General features: G+C 39.9%; 17 protein-coding genes and 1 pseudogene. 14 read left to right on the top strand and 4 right to left on the bottom strand.

The annotated features are described in order from the left end of the window. Window positions 1-9 precede the first annotated feature (9 nt). The 11 genes and pseudogenes from GON05_RS01660 to GON05_RS01610 all read left to right on the top strand — a co-directional run bounded on the left by GON05_RS01660 (window position 10) and on the right by GON05_RS01610 (window position 12,799). Window positions 10-3,759: a bifunctional RecB family nuclease/DEAD/DEAH box helicase gene (locus GON05_RS01660; protein ID WP_157317518.1), complete on the top strand. Its 3,750-nt coding sequence runs from the start codon at window positions 10-12 to the stop codon at window positions 3,757-3,759. Between the two features lie 613 nt (window positions 3,760-4,372). Beyond that, window positions 4,373-4,996 (top strand): DUF5780 domain-containing protein, encoded by a 624-nt coding sequence (locus GON05_RS01655; protein WP_157317517.1) that lies wholly within the window; start codon window positions 4,373-4,375, stop codon window positions 4,994-4,996. Window positions 4,997-5,381: 385 nt separating this feature from the next. Continuing rightward, entirely contained in the window at window positions 5,382-6,122 is a 741-nt protein-coding gene (locus GON05_RS01650) for a hypothetical protein (RefSeq protein WP_157317516.1), read from the top strand. 51 nt (window positions 6,123-6,173) lie between these two features. Then, the gene (locus GON05_RS01645; protein ID WP_157317515.1) at window positions 6,174-6,326 is read left to right on the top strand and encodes a hypothetical protein; all 153 of its coding nucleotides are present in this window, start codon (window positions 6,174-6,176) and stop codon (window positions 6,324-6,326) included. A 470-nt stretch (window positions 6,327-6,796) separates the two neighbouring features. Next, a complete protein-coding gene (locus GON05_RS01640) occupies window positions 6,797-7,072 on the top strand; it encodes a DUF2188 domain-containing protein (RefSeq protein ID WP_246238754.1) in 276 nt (91 codons plus the stop codon). Between the two features lie 88 nt (window positions 7,073-7,160). Next, window positions 7,161-7,628, top strand: a pseudogene (locus GON05_RS01635) (type I restriction enzyme endonuclease domain-containing protein). A gap of 178 nt (window positions 7,629-7,806) precedes the next feature. After that, complete coding sequence (locus GON05_RS01630; protein ID WP_157317514.1) at window positions 7,807-9,264, top strand: SIR2 family protein; 1,458 nt, start codon at window positions 7,807-7,809, stop codon at window positions 9,262-9,264. Between the two features lie 35 nt (window positions 9,265-9,299). Continuing rightward, a complete protein-coding gene (locus GON05_RS01625; protein WP_157317513.1) occupies window positions 9,300-9,974 on the top strand; it encodes a TIR domain-containing protein in 675 nt (224 codons plus the stop codon). A gap of 91 nt (window positions 9,975-10,065) precedes the next feature. After that, window positions 10,066-11,943 (top strand): SLOG domain-containing protein, encoded by a 1,878-nt coding sequence (locus GON05_RS01620; protein ID WP_157317512.1) that lies wholly within the window; start codon window positions 10,066-10,068, stop codon window positions 11,941-11,943. Between the two features lie 123 nt (window positions 11,944-12,066). Further along, the gene (locus GON05_RS01615) at window positions 12,067-12,570 is read left to right on the top strand and encodes a TIR domain-containing protein (protein WP_157317511.1); all 504 of its coding nucleotides are present in this window, start codon (window positions 12,067-12,069) and stop codon (window positions 12,568-12,570) included. Further along, on the top strand, window positions 12,548-12,799 hold the full coding sequence (locus GON05_RS01610; protein ID WP_157317510.1) for a nucleoside phosphorylase-I family protein: 252 nt from the start codon (window positions 12,548-12,550) through the stop codon (window positions 12,797-12,799). Before GON05_RS01615 ends, GON05_RS01610 begins: the two co-directional genes overlap by 23 nt. A gap of 788 nt (window positions 12,800-13,587) precedes the next feature. On the opposite strand, the gene GON05_RS01605 is transcribed toward GON05_RS01610, so the two are convergent. After that, the gene (locus tag GON05_RS01605) at window positions 13,588-14,604 is read right to left on the bottom strand and encodes a DMT family transporter (RefSeq protein ID WP_246238753.1); all 1,017 of its coding nucleotides are present in this window, start codon (window positions 14,602-14,604) and stop codon (window positions 13,588-13,590) included. Window positions 14,605-14,716: 112 nt separating this feature from the next. On the opposite strand from GON05_RS01605, the gene GON05_RS01600 reads away from it, so the two are divergent. Further along, window positions 14,717-16,594 carry an ABC transporter substrate-binding protein gene (locus GON05_RS01600; RefSeq protein WP_181646084.1) on the top strand — a complete coding sequence of 626 codons (1,878 nt, stop codon included), beginning with the start codon at window positions 14,717-14,719 and terminating at the stop codon, window positions 16,592-16,594. A gap of 36 nt (window positions 16,595-16,630) precedes the next feature. Here GON05_RS01600 and GON05_RS01595 read toward each other — a convergent pair whose 3' ends face one another. The 3 genes from GON05_RS01595 to GON05_RS01585 all read right to left on the bottom strand — a co-directional run bounded on the left by GON05_RS01595 (window position 16,631) and on the right by GON05_RS01585 (window position 18,422). Then, on the bottom strand, window positions 16,631-17,275 hold the full coding sequence (locus tag GON05_RS01595) for a peroxiredoxin-like family protein (RefSeq protein ID WP_157317508.1): 645 nt from the start codon (window positions 17,273-17,275) through the stop codon (window positions 16,631-16,633). Window positions 17,276-17,439: 164 nt separating this feature from the next. After that, the gene (locus GON05_RS01590; RefSeq protein ID WP_157317507.1) at window positions 17,440-18,141 is read right to left on the bottom strand and encodes a cytochrome c biogenesis CcdA family protein; all 702 of its coding nucleotides are present in this window, start codon (window positions 18,139-18,141) and stop codon (window positions 17,440-17,442) included. Between the two features lie 26 nt (window positions 18,142-18,167). Continuing rightward, window positions 18,168-18,422, bottom strand: coding sequence for a thioredoxin family protein (locus GON05_RS01585; RefSeq protein ID WP_157317506.1), 255 nt, complete (start codon window positions 18,420-18,422; stop codon window positions 18,168-18,170). 191 nt (window positions 18,423-18,613) lie between these two features. Here GON05_RS01585 and GON05_RS01580 point away from each other — a divergent pair, with 191 nt between their 5' ends. Both GON05_RS01580 and GON05_RS01575 read left to right on the top strand, forming a co-directional pair. Continuing rightward, window positions 18,614-19,327 carry a response regulator transcription factor gene (locus GON05_RS01580; protein WP_157317505.1) on the top strand — a complete coding sequence of 238 codons (714 nt, stop codon included), beginning with the start codon at window positions 18,614-18,616 and terminating at the stop codon, window positions 19,325-19,327. Then, complete coding sequence (locus GON05_RS01575; protein ID WP_157317504.1) at window positions 19,324-20,358, top strand: sensor histidine kinase; 1,035 nt, start codon at window positions 19,324-19,326, stop codon at window positions 20,356-20,358. The genes GON05_RS01580 and GON05_RS01575 overlap by 4 nt, the downstream gene beginning before the upstream one ends. The last annotated feature ends 31 nt before the right edge of the window (window positions 20,359-20,389 follow it).

Genomic DNA, 20,389 nt, shown 5'->3' with positions numbered 1-20,389 from the left:
GGTGACTACATGCTATACGTTTCTCCATCGAAAGTAGCCCGTTATTTTTATCATGAATGCGAGCGGCACTTGGTGTTTCAATCTGCTTCCAAAGATACACGGGAGAGGTTGGATATACCAAGTGTTATGTTCGAGAGTAACCCAGTTACAGCTGCTATTATGGAAGGCGGCCTTATGTGGGAAGAACGAGTCGTCACGGACATGCTATCTGGTCAGGTGCTTATGGGCGAGGGGGATGGCAACCGTATATCGGACCGTAAGCTTACGGAGAAGGAAACCTTGGAGGCTCTTAGGAACCCGTTACACCGATTTATTTATCAAGCTACATTTGTGCTTCCAGAATCCTTTTACAAACGATATGGTATTGATCTCTCTCAAGTTACGTTACCAAGCTGTCATCCAGATTTAATCGAAAGACTAGAAGTGGATGGACGTACAATCTTTCGGATCATTGATGTTAAGTCGTCGGAAGCACTAAAAATCTCACATAAAGTTCAAGTTGTGATTTACGCATTGATGCTAAACGCTATCCTTGAGGAATACAAGATCGACGCTGACGTAGACCTTACCCATGGAGGCGTTTGGCTTTATGAGCAAGTCGAGCCGGAATGGTTTGAAATGTCGTTTATATTCCCGCACGTCGAACAATTTTTTTCATCAACCTTGACGGATGTTGTTGAGAAGCAGATTGACGAACTTGCCTGGCATTTAGATTATCGCTGTGAGTGGTGCCCGTTTTACGACTATTGTAAAGAAAAAGCTGTTGAATCTTCCCATATTTCGCTCCTGCCATATTTAACGCGTCATGGAGCTAGCTTTTTACGCGAGAAGGGACTTCCGTTGTCTTTGCCAGAGATGGTATCGTTTATACAAGATAAGGAAAACAGAAAACTACTATCGAAAAGTACTTCCTTCAGAAACCGCCTGTTGCGTTTGCCCGCACAACTTCAAGCAATAACAGAGGGGCGTCTTATTAGTTACGGGAGCTTCTCAGCTGAGATGCCAAAAGGTGAGAACATAAGAATTATTCTAACCGCTCAAAGAGATTCGCTTTCTGGAAAACTTTTTGCCGTTGCGCTGCTACGTATTGGTGGAGAGGATTTATTTGGTTCACGACGTGATATATTCCAAGCAATTGCGCAAAGCCCGGAAGAAGCAGATATTATATCGCAAAACTTTATCCGGCATACTTATTCTGTTCTCATGACAATACATGAATATAACCAGCGACAAACGGAATGGCTCGAGCAAAAAACGGTTCAAACCTACGTTACGGACAACTACGAATGGAATAACATACTAGGCATGCTCGAAGAGTATCTTCTGGTACCTGAATTTGCTGAAATGGTATTGTCACTCTTGTTTCATTTTCAATGTGAACTATTGGCTGATTCAGATGATCACCCTCAGGACTATTTCCCTTTCCCTGTTGTGGTACTTACGTCTGTCGTTAGCCGACTTTTCGCTTTACCTGCTCAGGTTGCGTATCGGCTTGAAGATTTATCCCGATATCTACGACCAGAATCTGGAGAACCTTTTATATATGAGCCAAAAGACTATTTGTCGTTTCGACTCACTAACGTAATGAAATCCGACCTCATTCACTTGGTGTGGAATCATCAAGAATCAGATAAGCTTGAGTGGATTCAGTCTGAACTTAGTCGTCGTTTATGGGCAGCGGAAAGCATTATTAGGGGAATACGAGCTCAAGCTAAAAATGAAAATGAAGAGTCCATTCTTTTTGCATGGCCGCAAAAGTTTTCTTTTACAACTAGTCTTAATTTACAATATCCTGTTTTCTCAAGACTCGCTTTTATGGCACGTTACGAGTCTATTCTTGGTTACTTAGAAGTTCGGAACAAACGAACTAAACACCGTGATGAACGGGAAGATGCCGGAACTACGCTTTGTCTAACAAATATTGAGGAGAATCTTTTTCGCCTTCAAAACGTATCCATTGCGGAAGAGATTCAAAAGGGCGGTTCTTGGTTGTTATCCGAGGATTACTTCCAAGGCGAGCTCGCACATAATGGATTTTACGATTACAAGTACAAAGATAAGTTTTTTGTCCCGAAAAATGCTTCACTTTACTACGCGTCAATTCAAAATATATGGCAAGACGATTATGGGTGGCTCGTCCAGCTAGAAATCACTGGTGACCGAAAATTTACGCTTGATACCGGGAGAAGTTACACTTTAAACACTAGATTCACTGACTGGACCACGGAACGTGTTTTAAAAACGATTCGCTCCTTAGATGAGGAACACCACTGGTGTTCGCATTTTCTTACTGCACCTGCTTCTTGGGCGAGTAGCCTGACCAGTTACTCTGTTAACGATTCAGAACTTGAAATTATGCTTGAGAAATCAGGATTTACATCAAGTCAAAAAGAAGCTTTTAGACATTTGACTGAGCAAAAACTTACGCTACTTTGGGGACCTCCAGGAACAGGGAAAACACATTTTATCGCAAAGGCTCTGCTTTTGCTAATCGAGCAAGCCAAAGTATCCGCCCGTCCACTGAAGATCTTAGTTTCTGCCTTTTCACATGCGGCTATTGAGAACTGCTTATTGAAATTGTTAAGTCTACGAGGCAAACAAGAGATCAGTATTGTTAAATATGGCCAAAATCAAACGGAAAATGCAAAAGGACGTATTGATGAGGCAAATGATCAAGTGGTAAAAAAACTAATGGCCTCTAACGATTCCTGTATTATTGGAGCAACGCTTTATCAGACTCAAAAAGCATTTGATAAAAAATTTATTCGTAACGAGTTTGACGTAGTTGTGTTGGATGAGGCTTCTCAGATTCGTGTACCGGAATCTTTACTTGCGATGAGCCATGTGAATACAGAAGGAAGGCTACTCATTGTAGGTGATCATTATCAACTCCCACCAATTATTAAAGGTAAGTATACGGAAGTAAAAGAGAATGGTAGTCTGTATGACTCCATTTTTAAAATGTTGGTTGATCTAGATCTAAATAAGAACTACACGAAACAACTATCAGATAACTTTAGAATGAACGAGACGTTATGTAATTATCCAGCCAGTCGTATATATGGCCCGGCATATACAGCTTTTAATCAGGATATCGGGAGTCAACAAATTCTTCTTAAGGCATACGGACAACGACCAGAGTGGATTGACCATGTTCTTGACCCCGCATATCCCCTAGTTCTTTGCGTTACGGAAAATGCATTAGAGGGACAAGAGAATGTCATTGAGGCTGGTATGGTTGCGGATCTAACGTACGAGCTACGAAATCATTTGGAGCACTCTAGTGGGGCAACGTTTAAGGATGATGAGCAAGGGGACCAGTTATTTTGGCAGGAGGGACTATTTATTATCTCTCCACACCATGCCCAAATACGTGCAATACGTCGGAAAATTGAAGAAAGAGGATTGCGTCCTCCTTTCTTTGTTGGCACTGTAGACAAAATGCAAGGACAGGAGAGTCAAGTGGCCATTATCAGCTATGGGGTTGCTGACCCTGAGCTGGCATTGCAAGAAGGACAGTTCATCTATAGTATGAATCGCTTGAATGTAGCTATTACTCGTGCACGATCTAAGACGATACTATTTTTGTCTCGTCAGCTTCTCAAGCCGACTTTAGAGATTTTAGCAAATGAATCTTTTGCTGAAGGACTACACTTCATGCTTCAGCTTGAACAATATTGCCAAGGGGATACTGTTATTCATCAATATGGAGATATTGAATTCTCATGCTATAGAAAAAATAGTATTATTCAACCCTAGATAGCTAAAAAGATATATTCCAATCGTAAAATTGCTGTATTAATAGAAAGAGCCGCAACTGTAACCGCGGCTCTTTTGGCTATTCAATGACTAATCCAGTCCTAATGGAGATTACTTAACTTTAGGGGCAGTCTACTGCTTGTTCTAATTAATTACGGTAATGTTATGTTTAATTGATTTACCAACTATAGGATTTCCTGATAATCGTAATCACTCTTGAATAAGTTATGTGACATTTGAACTATTATTATTAAAGTATTGTGACTTTTAAATTAAATTTCTAAATAATTTACTGGTCTTATAGTCCTATTTTATAGTAATATAAAAATATAGAAATAATTGGTGCCTCAGGAGGGATTTAGTTGCAAATCAGGATTTCAAGAGCAATAAAATTGATTATCAAAAAGCAACAACTTCATTAGACACCATCAAAAAATTAGAATTACTAAAATCAGAAGTAGAAGCAGCAACAAATAATATTAATAAACTCAATGATTCAAGAACTGCGTTTAAAAAAGGTCAAGAATTTATTGTTAATAAAAGTCTAAAAGATGCAATTAGTGAGTTTAAAAAAGTAATTACAGACGACGAAAATTATGCGAAAGCGCAAGAATTGATCTCAACACATACCACTGAATACAAGGCAACTGCATTAAAAGATGCCGAGCAGTTATCCACCAGTACCGATTATGATAAGGCGATTAGCATTTTAAATGATGCATTAGTAATATTACCAAATGATTCGGACGTTTCCGCGAAAAAAGCAAGTTATGAAAAACTAAATGAAGAAAAGAAGGCTGTTGAAAGAAAAAAGAAGATGGAAGAATTTAAAAATAGCCAAGAAGTTGTAGCAGAAAGTGCTGGCATTGCTATTCAATCCACGGAGTATAAAGCCCAATGGCCAGATATGATTCAAGTAATTGTTCGTAACACAACAGAAAAAACTGTAAAGAGTATGAAAGTATCAATGTTGGGATATGACTCGAATGGGTATCCAGTTAAAATCAAACGAAAATATGGATCAGAGTCATTCGAATTTATTCGGACAGCAGAAAACATTAATATTATTTCGAAGGGAACTTTTGGAAAAGGAAACGGATGGGAAGTTGATGAATCTCATGGCATTAAAACTGTGCTTGCTGTCGTAAAAGAAGTTGACTATTATGATGGCTCCAAATGGACAAATCCTTATTACGAATACTGGCTGGCTGAAAATAAAGAAAAACCTCTGCATTGATTTGTAATTGGATGTTTTTAAAAATTATCTAACTTTTAATTTAGGCAGAGTCAATTTTGCTGTGGAATATCTTGTTAATAATAAGAAACCAACAATATACCCAATAGGATCTTTACGTCCTAATGGGTTATATTGTTGTATTTAATTTTTCATAAGTCATTGAATTTCATTAATTTTCAAACCAAAATCAAATAAAGAAGTTAAAGTTAGTATTAGATATTGCTTGATGTTAAATCGATGACTGTTAAGCAGTGAGATGAGCATCCCCCTAGATTTTTAGATACTGTTTCTATGCTCCTACAGGATAAAAAAGGGGTACCAGAAGAAGTAAATATTGAAGGTTATTGAATATGAAGTCTATGACACTGTTTAATGAGGAAGGTGTTTGTTAATGGTTAATATTTTTTGTCCTATGTGTGGAATTAATTTTGACGTAGAGAAAGAACATATAGGTGTAAGGATTCGCTGTTTAAACTGTTCCTCAACTTTTATAGTTGAAGAAAAGAAGGTAAGTAATTATAAACTTTCTAATAAGCATATATTTGAAAATAAAAATTCTAAAAATTCAACTAAATTCATTAGTTTAATTTTTCTTATGGCAATAATTTTTCCCATCATATACTTTTCTATATTTGAGTCAAAATCTCAGACAACAAATTCAAATAGTAATAGTAATTCATCACCCAAACCTAGTCCAACAGTATCAAGCCATCCTTCCTATCCCAAACCAAACAATGATACTGAACTTATCAAATCGAATAGAAGTGGATTAGGAGAATTGACAATTAGTAATGGTACCCAAAAAGATGCTATTGCAAAATTAGTAGTAGATAGAAAAGCTATACGTATTGTATACATTTCCTCTCACAACAATGCAAAACTAACTGAAATTCCAGATGGGGAATACTCTTTATTTTTTGCTTTGGGAGATGACTATGAACCAACTCATTTTAGCTTTTATGATGCTTTTACTTCTGAATTTGATAAAAAGTTAAACTTTCAAGAAATCAAAGAAAAGGATGGAACTTCATATAGCACATACTCAGTAACTTTAGAAGCTGTTCCAGATGGGAATGCACGAACATCGAGCGTAAGTAAAAATGAGTTTAATGAGTTGCTTCCATAAAACTCTAGGCTGCACTAGAAAGATTTGCTGGCTGCTTTTGTAGTAGTACACATGGAAAACGATGCAGTGATGGATGTGAAAACTTTTTTTGGCGAGATGGAAGCTGAGAGGTCTGCAATGGATGCATTCCGTGAATGGACTAATATTGATTATGAGGATTATAAAAAAGGCTGGAGGGTCAAGAAGATTCTAACGATATTTTAGGATCTAAAGCTGGATCGCAGATTAAGAAGCAGAAGTATAGGGTGATAGTGATGAATTAACCGAAGTATTAAAAACGTTTCTGAACCTGCAGCTACCGTTAACTAAAAGAAATAACAGATATGAAATTAAATAAAAATCTGCTTCATTAAAATGAAGCAGATCATGGGGCGAGAAACCTTGGTCGGTTTAATAGGGGGATAAAGGCGGATGAACTATTTCGATAAAAAGTGAGAGAATGTGATAAATATTTGGCGCTTAGCAACGCCTTACTTGGGCTATTGTTAGTCATAATTGCTTTTCATATTCGTCTATATTCGTTTTAAATCAGCAGTTTTCGTGACATGTCTGGTGCTCGATCTCACAAGTACTTGTTCTGGTCAAACTTTTGTTTGATATTCTAAGATATTCTTTATCCAAAGTTAATCTACTGTTCTCTTCCAACAAAGTAGATTACGAGAGTAAAATTATCGATGGAACTACTGAAAGGAGCTGATTTTACTATGCCAAACAACCCACCTAAAAAACCAGGAGTTCACACAGTTCCTAACCCAATTGGCGGATGGGACAACAAGCAAGGCGGCAAAGTCAAAAGCCATGCTGATACCAAAGCGGAGGCTCAGAAGCTCGGCAGAGATCAAGCAGTTAAGGATCAAACCGAACACCGCATTCATAACAAAGATGGCAAGATTGGTAAATCTAACAGTTATGGTAATGACCCTAATCCTCCTAAAGATAAAAATAGATAATTCACCCATTGACCTGCAAATGGGTGATTAAGAATTTCAAAAGTAATTACTCATATTGGGCAAAATTAAGCATAACTAATAAATGTAAATTAAATACGACCGAAGCTGCGGAGACCGACAACCTAGCATCTTCAAAATTATTACGACTGAAAACAAGAAGAAAACGACGAACCAACTGAACGCTGAACTGAATCAGTTGATTTCCAAGTCGGTCATGTCAGATGAAGTTATCGATATTCTCGCAGAAGTTGGATTACAGAAATTGAACATCGCGATTTTTCGAATGAATTCCTTGAGCATGTTCGAGAATTAAAGCAGAAGAACCACGCTGTCGAATTGTGGGAAGGTGAAATTCTCTGAAATGATTGAAGAAGCTATTATTAATAAATATAATAATCGCACTATTGAGACGACACAGGTCATTGAAGAGATTGTCCAGATGGCCAAGGAAATGAATGCTGTAAACACGGCGATCATCCTAAGCTTATTAAGGAAGATAATGAGACTGCAAAACCTGATGGGAGATCTAGTTCTCAAGCAGAACGCTCACGAGTAGACCCAGGCTATCAAAAACAATATTAAGGTCGACTGGACTCTTCAAGAGAATTTTCTTGTTCACAGCGGACTACAGCTAAAATACTTTTAAAGAAATGCGGATAAAGATACTAATACATCTTGGCATAGCTAACATGAACTCTTGTTTAGCTATGCCTATTTATTTGGAGGGAATATCGATGACAACTGGGAAAGAAGTTTTAATACGAGAATACTTGAAAGCACTCCATGAAGATAATGCAGCTATTTTTGCGGGGGCTGGTTTATCTGCTGCATCAGGATTTGTTAATTGGAAAGGGTTGTTAAAAGAGGCGGCTGAGGAGTTGCAACTCGATATTGAAAAAGAAACCGACTTGATTTCATTGGCCCAGTATTTCTTTAACAAAAATGGTAGACAAAGACTTTCGCAGTTAGTTATTGATAATTTCTCAGCGCAGGCGAAAATAACTGAAAACCACCGAATTCTAGCGCAGCTCCCAATAGATACTTATTGGACAACAAATTACGATAGATTAATTGAGAGGTCACTAACTGAGGCAGGTAGAAATCCAGATGTTAAAATAAGACAAAATGATTTTGCCCTTTTAAAGCCTAAAAGGGATGCAATAATATACAAGATGCATGGAGATATTGAAAGAGCTGATGAAACAGTTTTAATAAAAGATGAATACGAAATGTTTCATGAAAAAAACCAATTGTTTTCAATTGGGCTTAAGGGTGATTTGATTTCAAAAACTTTTTTATTCATAGGTTATAGTTTTGAAGATCCTGATTTAGAGTATATTTTAAGCCGAATCCGCGTCTTAATGGGACAGGACGGAAGGAATCATTACTGTTTTTTTAGAAAGGTCAATCGAAACCAGTATATACATCTTCCCCAAGAAAGAGGCGATGAAGAGTTTAGATATGATTCTATTAAGCAGGAGCTAAAATGCGCTGATTTAGAAAGGTATCATATTAAATCTATTTTAGTTGATGAATATGAAGATATCACCGAAATTTTAACAACTGTTTTAATTCGATATCGCAGGTCAAACATATTCTTATCAGGGAGCGCAGCAGAATATAGCCAGTTTGAAAAAGATGAGTCAGTTGCCCAAATGTTTATTCATAAACTAAGTGGGGAGATAGTAAAAGAAGGCTTTAAAATTGCTTCCGGATTTGGCTGGGGAGTTGGGAGCTCTGTTATAAACGGAGCCTTAGATTATGTGTACTCCACAAACAAACGAAAAATTAGTGATTATTTAATGCTAAGACCCTTCCCTCAATTCTCCACAATGGACATAGAGCTAAAAGAGTTATTGGATCATTACAGACGAGATTTTATTTCAGATGTTGGTTGTGCAGTGTTTTTATTTGGTAATAAAACAGTAGATGGTCAAGTTGTAGATTCAGATGGAGTAAGAAAAGAGTTCGATATTGCTGTTTCACAAGGGGTAAAGGTTATCCCTGTTGGCGCTACCGGTTATATGAGTAAGACTTTATGGAATGAAGTAATTTCTAATTTCGATAAATATTATAGTGATTTTCCAGCATTAAAATCCGACTTCGAATTTATCGGGGATGCAAGTAAGAATCATCATGAAATAATCAAACGAGTATTAAAAATTATTAGCACTTTAAGGGATGGAAGATAGGATATTTAATTTAATAACAAAGGAGGACTTAAAGGATGGGAAGAAAAATTTTCATCTCCTATAAATATTCCGATAGCAGTGTTTATCCACTTAACAATAACTACGAAACGACTGTAAGACATTATGTAGATGAGTTTCAACGCACGTTAAAAGAAGATGATCACATAAATAAAGGTGAAGCTGACGGTGAGAATCTAAGTTCTTTTAAAGATGAAACAATTTGGACAAAATTGAAAGATAGAATTTTTGATAGCAGCATCACTGTTGTTTTTATATCTAGAAATATGAAAAATTTAGTTTCAAATGAAGAAGACCAGTGGATACCATGGGAAATTTCATATTCACTTAAAGAAATATCGAGAAATGGAAGAACGAGTGGAACTAATGCTATGCTGGCAGTAGTGCTTCCGGACGAATATAATAGCTACGAATATTATTTAGTGGATGGTACTTGTACAAAATGCAACTGCAGGATTTATAAGACAAATACATTATTTAAAATTCTAAGAGAGAATATGTTTAACAAAAAGGCACCAACATTTAATGGTTGTAGTAATCACAGTTCTGATAACCCTATCTATACCGGGGAGTTTTCATACATCCCTTCAATTAAATGGAGCGACTTCATTAAAGATGTTGATGCTTATATTCAGAAATCTTTAGATATTAAAGACAATATTGATCAATATAAAATCAGCAGAGAAGTCTAAAATTAGAAGTGAATCTGAGGAATACTCTGATTGTATCTTTCTATCGGTAACTAAAGTCTATTGGTAATTTTAAGAAGTAGGAGTGTTTTGATTGCGAACGTTTATAGTTGATCCGTCAATTACATTAGGGAAAGATGATCAAGCAGATGAGTTTTATCAAGTATGTCTTAATGAATTATTAAGACATACAGATACAAAGCCTATCCAAAACGAAATGATTCTACATCAATCTATGGCTCAATCAACAGATAAAGATATAATAATTTTTTTTAATCGGATGGATAACAATTATTCTGCTTCTTTTGTGACATTTCTTAGAGAGGCAGTTCATGTTGGTACGAAGTTCTATCCGATTTCGATCACATCTGATCACCGTATACCACCTAAATGTATTCCTGACCCACAGAGCTATGATGTTAAAGATGCTCTTGAACGAAGAAAGCTAACTAATTTGCAGATTAAGACAATTGCGATTGCAGTAGCGAGAGATGCTGTTTCAATCCTGCAACCTACGTTAACAAGGAGAAACATGGCTCTCTTTTTAAGTCACCGTAGATCCGATGGTGAGGAGATTGCTGGTGGATTTTATGATGCGATGTGCCTTAGGGCTCAAAACCGGTTCCGAGATTTAAGTGATGTTCTTGTTGGAGAAAGCGCACAAGAGGTTATTGAAAATAATCTTCGTAAGAGTGACGCTGTAATTTTTCTAGACACCCCCCAAAGTGGTGAATCTCCATGGATTGAGTTAGAACTCAAAATGGCATTGTCTATGAATTTGCCTATTGTATGGGTCAAACTCGGCGAAGAGACAAATAGAGTAAATTTGAGAATAAAACCAGCTGATTCACCCCATTTTTCAGAACCTTCAGTAGATTTAGGCTTGCGACAAGTCGAACAAAATCTAGTTGATTCTGTTATTCATAAAGCATTTGAGATTTCACGTGAAAAAGCCATGAGTATATTTGGACACATACAACGGATGCGTGAACTGGATCGAAATGGGAAGATAGCAATTGAAACTTTAAGTGAACAATCTTACTTGTATCAGGTCAAAATTCCACGAAACGGGTTTCGTTATGTTCAACGACCAATGACGCATGTTGTTAGTTTCTATGGAAGGATACCTAAATATGATGATCGGGTTATTTTTAATGATTCCATTATAGAACATGGTTATTCCAAACACCCTCGTTTAGGCCATATTTATGATGCTGCTATTATACTCGCTCCGATGGCATCACAAAACAATCAGGATTTAGTTGAAGATCCTCACTTTGTTGATTCGTGTGATGAGTATGTGGCAAGCTTAGAACTTTACTCTAGAGGCCAACAACCATCATTCACTCAGAAAAATGGAGTAATTATATCTGGAGCATTTCCAGACTGTGAGCCCGAATACCAACAGGCTTTATGGAACGCACTTTGTGCCTTTGTACAAGCTATAGTTGATAGAAGTGGTACAGTTATCTTTGGAGCCCACCCTACATTTCAACAAGTAATATTTGATATTGCTAAGTTGAGAAGACCAGAGGATTATAAAAAAGCTGTTCATATGTTCATATCAAAACATTTCGTAACTCAAGCAACAATAGAAGAAAACACTTCATATGCAACTGTCACTGGAACAGATCAAGTGGATAATGATCGTGGAAAGAGCTTAACGGCAATGAGGAAAGCAATGATCAATCACGAAAATGCGGCATGCATGGTCGTATTAGGTGGAAAAACTCAAAGACCCGGTATCCCACCAGGTGTTGATGAGGAAATTGAACTAGCAAGAACCCGTAATCTTCCAGTATTTCTAATAGGATCGGTCGGGGGAAGAACGGCAGAAATTGCATCAGGACTTCAAAGCGCAGGATGGCAGAGTATGCCTAATCATTTCCCAGTAGAATTTAATCAAGAGCTAATGGTTAGTCCCGATTATGCTGTATTAGCAAATAAAATACTGGATTCTTTAGGAATTTAAATCGGAAAACGAACGTACGTTTATTGTGATCGAAATAACAACACATTTGGTGTGTGTGTAATTCAAACAAAACAAGAAGTGTCGCCATATCCTATTTGGGACAATCTAATGGAGGAGTAAAACATGTCTAGAAAAGTTTTCTTTAGTTTTCATTATGTTCCAGACAACTGGAGGGCGGGACAAGTAAGAAATATTGGTGTTGTAGAAGGAAATGCTCCTGTTTCGGATAATGACTGGGAAGAAGTCAAAAAGGGTGGAGACAAAGCAATACAAGATTGGATTGATACTCAGATAAAAGGGAAATCGTGTGCGGTTATACTGATTGGTGAAAAAACGGCTGGTCGAAAATGGATTAAGTATGAAATTGAAAAGTCTTGGAATTTGAATAAAGGGGTAGTTGGGATCTATATTCATAATCTAAAAGACAAGGATGGAAATCAGTCTACAAAAGGGAAAAATCCATTCGATGATTTTACAATTACAGTTGATGGAAAGAAGAAGAGTCTGTCTGGTGTCGTAAAAGCATATGATCCTCCTTATAAAACTAGCACTTATGTTTATGATCATATTAAAGAAAATCTGGAAAAATGGGTTGAGGAAGCCATTGAAATTAGAAATAAATACTAGTGGACTAACAACAAAGCTGATTAAAAATTTTAAACCTAAATATATGTCAATGGTAGGTATTGCAGCGGGGAAACGCGGCGAAGGGAATTATGGGGACATAATTATACCAACTGAGGTGTGGGATTATGGTAGTGGAAAAATAGCTAGTGAGGATGATCAATACGAAGGTGAGGTCGGAACATACTTATTTAAACCTGACCCAAAGTATTTTGATCGAAATACTAAATAAAGACTACAGATCAATAGTAAACATGATTAAAGATGAATGGTATGAAACAGAGCCGGAATACTCTTTAAAAATCATTAAGGGTCCAATGGCCTGTGGGTCGGTTGTTGTGCAAAACGAGGATGTAATAACACGGTTCATAGACCCACATCATTATTTAGAGGAACCTTTGAAGTTTGTCAGAAGTATTTCAAAACTAATTTGTAATTCAGACAATTTAATCTGAAATCTATTTCAAAACTTTATTTGTCATTATGATTTTCCCGAAAAAGCCAGCAAACCCTTGTGGTTGCTGGCTTTCTTCATTTCAAAACCAATTTGTCATCCAACACGAAGAGACATCTTCAGAGATGATCTCCATGTACATTAATGTTTTAAAGTAAATTAGTAAGCGTTCACCCAACCAACTGGATGAACGCTTATTACATTTTGTGTAATATTAAATAAGCAAGCTAGTTATACGTTATGTCTGCGGAGGAGGGAAGGGATTAAACTGTTGAGAGTTCGGTATCGGCAGAAAGTTCGGATAAAGGACTGAAAGCACTTAGTTAAAGCGCTCTCTTAGCTTGACAAAAAACTGACCAACGGGTCTAAAATCACTCGCCTCTATTACAACTGAATTGAATACTACTTTTCAAACTTAACTATTAATTCCATATTCCTGTAACGCTACATGTACGATCAAATCAAAGTGTTCAATACCCAGTGATCAGACTGCAGATTGCTTAGGATATCACGTCACCACTCAATCTCCACGATGAAAACAAGAACTCTCTGCTAAACACCAGTTTCTATTTATCGAATTCAACTGGTAATGGTTTAGGCTTTTTCAACAACGGCGCAAGCTGCACAGCAATTATGGCCGTTCCGGTGATACATAACGAGCCTGCTTGTAAATAGTTAATACTGCGTCCGAGAAATAAAATATCCATCAGGGCAACTTCCAGCAGCATTAAATTATTAATGAGGCTACTTTCATAGGCGCGCAGCTGCTTTTGGGACCAAGCCCAAAGTGTAAAGGCTAGTGCTCCATTGATGGGTCCAAGCCAAAACAGAATGAGGATCAGCTTTAAAGAGTAAGGCGGGGTACCCTCTAGTATGAATCCAGCTAATAGCATACCTGCAGCCCCGATTAGCATTGGTGTAAGAACGAGTGCAGAAGGGGCTGTTTGTTTTCGGGTAAGCAAATAACGGGAATAGGCCAAGTGCACAACGTTACCAACACAGGATATCAGGATCAAGAAGATGCCGATCAGACTGCTTTGGACTAAATGCCATGGATAATAGTAAATGACAATGCCGGCCATAGCAGCGAGAACAGCCAGGAAGGTGGCACGGCCCTTCAACTCACGCAGCCAAAACGCGTCAATAACGAGCAGGAACAGCATATTTCCTACCGATAAGAACATGTTGGATTGCATAGGGGTCAAATAAAACTGACCTGCATACTGAAGTCCTTGTGCCAAAATAAACCCAGTAATTCCGAGAAACAAATTGTCTTTCCAGGTCAGCTTCCATTTCCTTTGTGATACTTTTCTGTTAATGCTTTGAACCTCATGTCCTCTTTTTCGCTGAGCGTGCTTTTGATCACGAAGCCGTAGCACCACCCATATGGTAAATGCTGCTGCACTATAGCGCATGCCTGCAAGGGTAAAGGGACCTACGCCCTCAAAAAAAGCATATTGATTCAAAATGTAAGAGGAGGACCACAATAGCGTTACGAAGACGGCTGCTGTAATCGAAAGCGCACGAATCATCGATAGTACCTGTATGTTGCGGTTGTTCTTAACTTTCTTTTCTGCATCCATAATAGTTACTTCCCTTCTCTAACAAGGCTGTTGGTAACTCTATAGTAAACTTGTGAAAAGGGGTTAAAAAGAGTAGTATTTTTAATAAATTTAGATGTTTAAGGAGATCTGTATGCAAATTGCTTATCACTACTTGAAGTTAAGGGAGTTTTATGGCTATGCAGAAAAAGAGCCTGTAGAGGTTTCACTGGAGCAGCTTGCAGAAGTGTTGTGCTGTACACCGCGTAACGTGAAGCTGATTGTAAAGCAATGTCAGGAGCTAGGGTGGATCGAGTGGCAGCCTGGTCGGGGTAGGGGGAATCGTTCCATCATTACATTTAACATGGAATCGAATAATGTAATAAGCTCATGGGCCCAGACCAAAATAGACAAAGGTCAGTACTCGCAAGCGATGGAGCTTATGCGCAAGTATGATCCGAGCTTACCTATTCAACAACAAATAACAGAATCGATCTATAAGCAATTTGGCCTCCAAACCACGCCATATAAGAAGGGGCACATCGATTTGCTGCGGCTTCCTTTTTACCGGGAAATGCCTTTACTGGATCCGGTCAACGCAACCCTCAGGACAGAGCTACATATGATCGGTCAGCTTTTTGACACACTTGTTGAATGGGATTGTTCACAGGCAGTTTTTGTACCCCGGCTTGCTGTGCACTGGGAGCAGAATAGGGATGGAACCGTATGGATGTTTTATTTGCGCAAAGGCGTTCTTTTTCATAATAAAAAAGAGATGACCTCTGCAGATGTCTATCATACGTTCATGCGCCTAAGCAAGTTGGATTCGGATTGCGCAAATCAGGAACGGGATAATCTGTGCTGTGAATGGAAGGTACTTCATATTCGAAATATAGAAGCCACACATCGGTATGCATTGCGTATTCAACTGGATGCACCGAGCTCTTTACTGCTGCATTATCTAGCTGCACCGAAGGCATCTATTACTCCATGTCAGACTCACGAAAATAATGAGCGGTTACCGATTGGAACCGGACCGTTTAAGCTATTACGTAACGACGCGGAGATGGTGGTTCTGGAGGCATTCGAGGACTACTACCGGGAGAGGGCACAGCTGGATAAGGTTGAAATTTGGATATTGAAGGAGCTGCTCACACAAAAAATGGCCGATGGTGATTTAGGTGGACAACCTATTCTCTACACACACCCATTCCAAATTCATGCTGCTGCTCCAACGGGGACTACGATTAGGGAGCAGACGGAGGGAGGCTGCGCGTTCATGATCATGAACAGCCGCAAGCAAGGACCATTACAGGATCCTGCTATGCGGCACAGGCTGCGTAAACTTTTGCAGCCCGAACAGTGTGTGGCGGAACTTGGAGGTAATCGTGTCGGAGCGGCTTACAGCTTTTTTCCGGATTGGAGTGCTGCTATAGCGGCTCATCTATCGCTAGAGTATGAGACCGAGAACGAAGAGACAGAGCAGGAAGTGGCTACAGTAGATACGATGGTTTCTTTACAAACCGATGGTTATCAAAACTTGCTTCAGCTGTACACGCACTCCATCTTGAACAATTCGCTTGAGCAGACGGCTCAGTGGATTCAGCAACGGTGTGCATCCGCAAGCATCACTGTACACATTCACGTTCTGCCTTATGAACATTTCAGTCGACCTGGAGCGATAGATGCTGCGGATATTGTGCTGCTTAACGCTATTACAACGAATAATCGGGAGTGGTCGCTGCTGCATGTACTGCTCCATGAAAACTATGGGGTTCATCGCTTCGTTGATCCGGTATTGTTAATCGAGCTTGATCAAAGATATGCTGCCATCGCCTATGAAACGGATTCTACTGCTCGATCCGTACTTTTGCAGGAATTGGAAACTTTGCTGCTGCGTCATGATGCTCTTCATTTTCTTTACCATTTGCGGCATGCTGCCTTTTACCATCCGAGCCTGCTCGGAACAGAAAAAATCAACTCCTATGGCTGGGTTAATTTTCGTGAGCTGTCACTGCGTCCTTTACCATAAATTGCTTAGAAAAATTTAGCTTATCTTTAGCCGTGGTTACAACTTGCGCAATTCAAATAAGATATCTTCAGGCTCAAACCGTTTCATGAAGTCTGGATTAACGTATACCGAACGGATGGAGCCACTCTCGTCAATCAGGAATGTTGAGGGCACCGGCAGAATCCATCGGCTTGTGGCGTTGTATTCTGCTAGATTGAGACCAAAGCCTTGCTGAAATACGTCCTGTATGTAGTCTGGAACGTCGTAAAGTATACGATACATCGCCGCAACCAAACCGTTCCGGTCGCTGAGCACATGGAAGCGCAGCTCGTCCTTCTCCGTTTGAGAGAGTGTAGCATCTGGGCTTTGCGGACTGATCGCGATTAGTTGAGCACCTAGCTTTTCTATCTCAGGTAGAACTTGCTGATAGGACTTGAGCTGTCTGCTGCAGTAAGGGCACCAACCTCCACGGTAAAAGGTTAAAACGACCGGTCCTCTGGCTAACAAATCATATAAATTCACAGCCCGACCGAGTGCATCCTGCAAGGTGAAATCCTTGGCTTTCTGTCCAATCTGTAGACCAAACGGGTCAGCAGATTCCTGTTGCTCTCGGATTAGCCGAGACAGAGCGGCCTGCGCTTCCAACGGCGTATGAGGATCAAACGTCTTCTTCATCTGTGCTAATTCCTGATTTAAGGTCATCGTCATTCTCCTTTAAATTTTGTTTTTTTTCGTCATAATGTGATTGAAGCGAGAATTGTGTGGGCATCTCGTGAGCGAAGATTGGCCCAAACACAATGTTGTATTCTTCCACTCGCTCTGAGATTTCCTGCAAATTCGGACATTGCCATCGTTTTAACTAATAACTAATGATCCGTTTTTATAAACCCAATAACCAGAAAAATGATGCCAATCGCGATGGAGAGGTAGCCGGCAACTTTTCTAACAGGGCCACCCCATCTTGCTAATTTGCTTAGAATGGAAATGGAAAAGACTGCGACGGCCACGAGTATCACACCTTTTCCTAACGAATAGGTCGTCATAAGCAACGCTCCGTGTAGCGGACTTCCCTGAAGCGCGATATAACTAATCAATGCAAAAAAGATGGGAATCGCGCAGGGCGAAATAACAAGTCCATAAGGAATCCCTAGCTTGAAGGCGTCAAACTTGCTTTGCGGGAGTTGTAACTGGTTCAACGACTTTTGGAAAGTAGGCATTGCGAATGAAATGACACCAAGTAACTGAAGCCCAGCCAAAATGTCAAAGACGGGTGGAACCCAGGTTAGTAAATTGTATTTCTCAACAAAGGGCAGGAGCTGTTGGCCGATCAGCGCGATAATCCAACCAGTCAACACCGAAGTGACAACCATACCCAAGATAAAGTTGAGAGCGATCCGAATGGCTTTTCTTTTATCGCCAGCAGCTCCTTTCTGTACATAATTCGCAAACATTGCAAGCACGGGCAAATAACATGCTAATACCGCGCTCACGATTCCGACGATGCACACAAGTATGTAGGTAGAGGCGGAAATTCCGCCTGTAATCGTAAAATGATATAAATCTTCCATTTGCTTCTCCTTCTAATCTAGTGGATTTATTGATTAAACAATTCGTACACACGTTCACGAAGCTTAGGTAGTGAGGGCAAAATGGCAAATTCCACTTTCCCATTGATGAGAATCGCTCCGGCGCTGAAAATATTCAGTTCCTGAAGACGTTCAAACTGATCGACCACATGTAACTCCTGAAACTCGATTTGCGGAAATTCCGTCGATACTTGCTTAACTACCTTTATTGCTTTTTGACAAATGGAACAACCCGGTCCAGCTGTTACAACCTCGATTAACAAAAGAACTCCTCCTTCTTTCCATTCTGATAAACATCCTCCATGCAAAAGGAAGATTTGCTTTTATTATAATGGTCGAACTGTTAAATCCTTGTTAAGTCAGTGAAACGCCGAAAGACTGCATGATTTTCCTCGTTTCATGAAAAAATGTGTGATATTCTAATGTCATTGTCATGGCAGGAAGGAGTGGTTATATGCGAATCCTCATTATCGAAGATGAGGAGGACCTTTCACGCGCATTAGCCAAAGGTTTAAGGAGAGAAGGTTATGCAGTGGACATCGCTGTTGACGGTGTAACAGGGTGGGAGCTCGCGGATACCAATGATTATGATGTGATTCTCCTTGATATCAATCTTCCGGAGCTGGATGGCATTTCACTTTGTCAACGAATTCGCCAATCCTCGCACAACAACGATGTTTTTATTCTCATGTTGACAGCGCGCAGCCATCCGGACGAAGTGGAAGAAGGGCTCGATTCGGGTGCGGATGACTACCTCCGTAAACCCTTTGTGTTTAATGAATTGCTTGCCCGCATCCGGGCGCTCCTTCGCCGGAGCTCGTCGGTGAAAAGCAATGTCCTGCAATTCGATCAGCTCACCCTTGATTCGAAGACAAGAGAAGTCTGGTTCGAGAATGCTCTAATTTCATTGACGAAAAAAGAATTCGGATTGCTCGAATATCTGATGCTGCATCCCGGCGAGGTCATTTCGTCAGAACGGCTTCTCGAACATGTTTGGGATATCCATGCGGATCCCCTTTCCTCAACAGTCCGGGTTCACATCAATTCTTTGCGCAGAAAGCTCTCGCATCATGAGCCAGAGGCAGGAGAAAGTTATATTCAGACCGTTCAAGGTTATGGGTATAAGTGGACTCTGAGCACAACTGCAAAGAAAGAGGAAACGAAATGAGACCATGGAACCGGCTTTCGCTGCGTGCAAGAGTGACGCTGTTTTCTATTCTTTTTTTGGCGATATTGATTACTTTATATGTGGCTATAGAGTCTTTTTTCTCTGTTTTTAAAATTGTATCCGAGTTGCAGGGGCGAATCATAAGCTTGGTTGTCGTTCTAACAGGCATGATTCTCAGTTCGCATTGGCTCGCCGTGATTATCCTGAAGCCTGTGAAACGGATGAGCGAAACAGCCGCTGGAATAACGGCAACCACCCTGCACAAACGTCTCGAAATTGACCAACTACATGACGAATTGAAGAAGCTCGGGGTCGTATTTAATACGATGATGGATGGGCTGGAACACTCTTTTAAACAACAGGCCCGTTTCGTTTCCGCGGCCGCGCATGAATTAAGAACGCCGCTTTCCATCCTGCGCACGAATCTTGAAGTGGCCGGAGACGGCGATGGCATTGATCCAAGCGATTGGATAGATTACAGGGCGACAACGGAGCGAACGCTTTCACGACTAGAGTCATTAACGGAGGATTTGCTGCTGCTGGCTGACGGCACGTACGATCAGACGCATAGTGAGCACAAGGTTGTAGAGCTGGCCAACATTCTCGCAGATGCAAAATCATTTATGGAACCGATGGCAGTCAAATACGGGGTGACACTTCATTTGATAGAGCCCTGCGATGCTTTGGTTAAGGGGGAAGAAAGCTTCTTATTCCTGGTCTTTCGAAATCTATTGGATAACGCCATACGGTATAATCGGCCAAATGGGAACGTTACGCTGCAGATATCGCAGGAAGATGGACGGGTTGTGGTTCGGGTTTCGGACACAGGAAAGGGAGTATCTCCTCCATCAAGGGAGCTGATTTTCGAGCGGTTTTACCGACTTGACTCGTCACGGGCACGTAGTCATGGAGGGGCTGGCCTAGGTCTGTCGATTGTTCGCCATTTGCTTGCAATCTTCCAGGGAACCGTTGAACTGGAGTCGAGCTCCGAATCGGGAAGCGTGTTTAAGGTCACGTTGATCCAGGGCTAAGAAGTTGGGCTTCATGTGCGGCAACCTGCAG

The sequence above is a fragment of the Paenibacillus anseongensis genome (assembly GCF_009757995.1).
GTDB lineage: Bacteria > Bacillota > Bacilli > Paenibacillales > NBRC-103111 > Paenibacillus_E > Paenibacillus_E chondroitinus.
The sequence above is the reverse complement of the archived record's forward strand: the minus strand, read 5'-3'. Positions and strand labels throughout refer to the sequence as shown.

Bases quoted from the DNA above. Each gene is read 5' to 3' on its own strand.
- GON05_RS01660 (WP_157317518.1), top strand. From the start codon at position 10: ATGCTATACGTTTCTCCATCGAAAGTAGCCCGTTATTTTTATCATGAA.
- GON05_RS01645 (WP_157317515.1), top strand. From the start codon at position 6,174: ATGGAAAACGATGCAGTGATGGATGTGAAAACTTTTTTTGGCGAGATG.
- GON05_RS01640 (WP_246238754.1), top strand. From the start codon at position 6,797: ATGGAACTACTGAAAGGAGCTGATTTTACTATGCCAAACAACCCACCT.
- GON05_RS01630 (WP_157317514.1), top strand. From the start codon at position 7,807: ATGACAACTGGGAAAGAAGTTTTAATACGAGAATACTTGAAAGCACTC.
- GON05_RS01625 (WP_157317513.1), top strand. From the start codon at position 9,300: ATGGGAAGAAAAATTTTCATCTCCTATAAATATTCCGATAGCAGTGTT.
- GON05_RS01615 (WP_157317511.1), top strand. From the start codon at position 12,067: ATGTCTAGAAAAGTTTTCTTTAGTTTTCATTATGTTCCAGACAACTGG.
- GON05_RS01605 (WP_246238753.1), bottom strand. From the start codon at position 14,604: ATGGATGCAGAAAAGAAAGTTAAGAACAACCGCAACATACAGGTACTA.
- GON05_RS01600 (WP_181646084.1), top strand. From the start codon at position 14,717: ATGCAAATTGCTTATCACTACTTGAAGTTAAGGGAGTTTTATGGCTAT.
- GON05_RS01595 (WP_157317508.1), bottom strand. From the start codon at position 17,275: ATGACCTTAAATCAGGAATTAGCACAGATGAAGAAGACGTTTGATCCT.
- GON05_RS01590 (WP_157317507.1), bottom strand. From the start codon at position 18,141: ATGGAAGATTTATATCATTTTACGATTACAGGCGGAATTTCCGCCTCT.
- GON05_RS01580 (WP_157317505.1), top strand. From the start codon at position 18,614: ATGCGAATCCTCATTATCGAAGATGAGGAGGACCTTTCACGCGCATTA.
- GON05_RS01575 (WP_157317504.1), top strand. From the start codon at position 19,324: ATGAGACCATGGAACCGGCTTTCGCTGCGTGCAAGAGTGACGCTGTTT.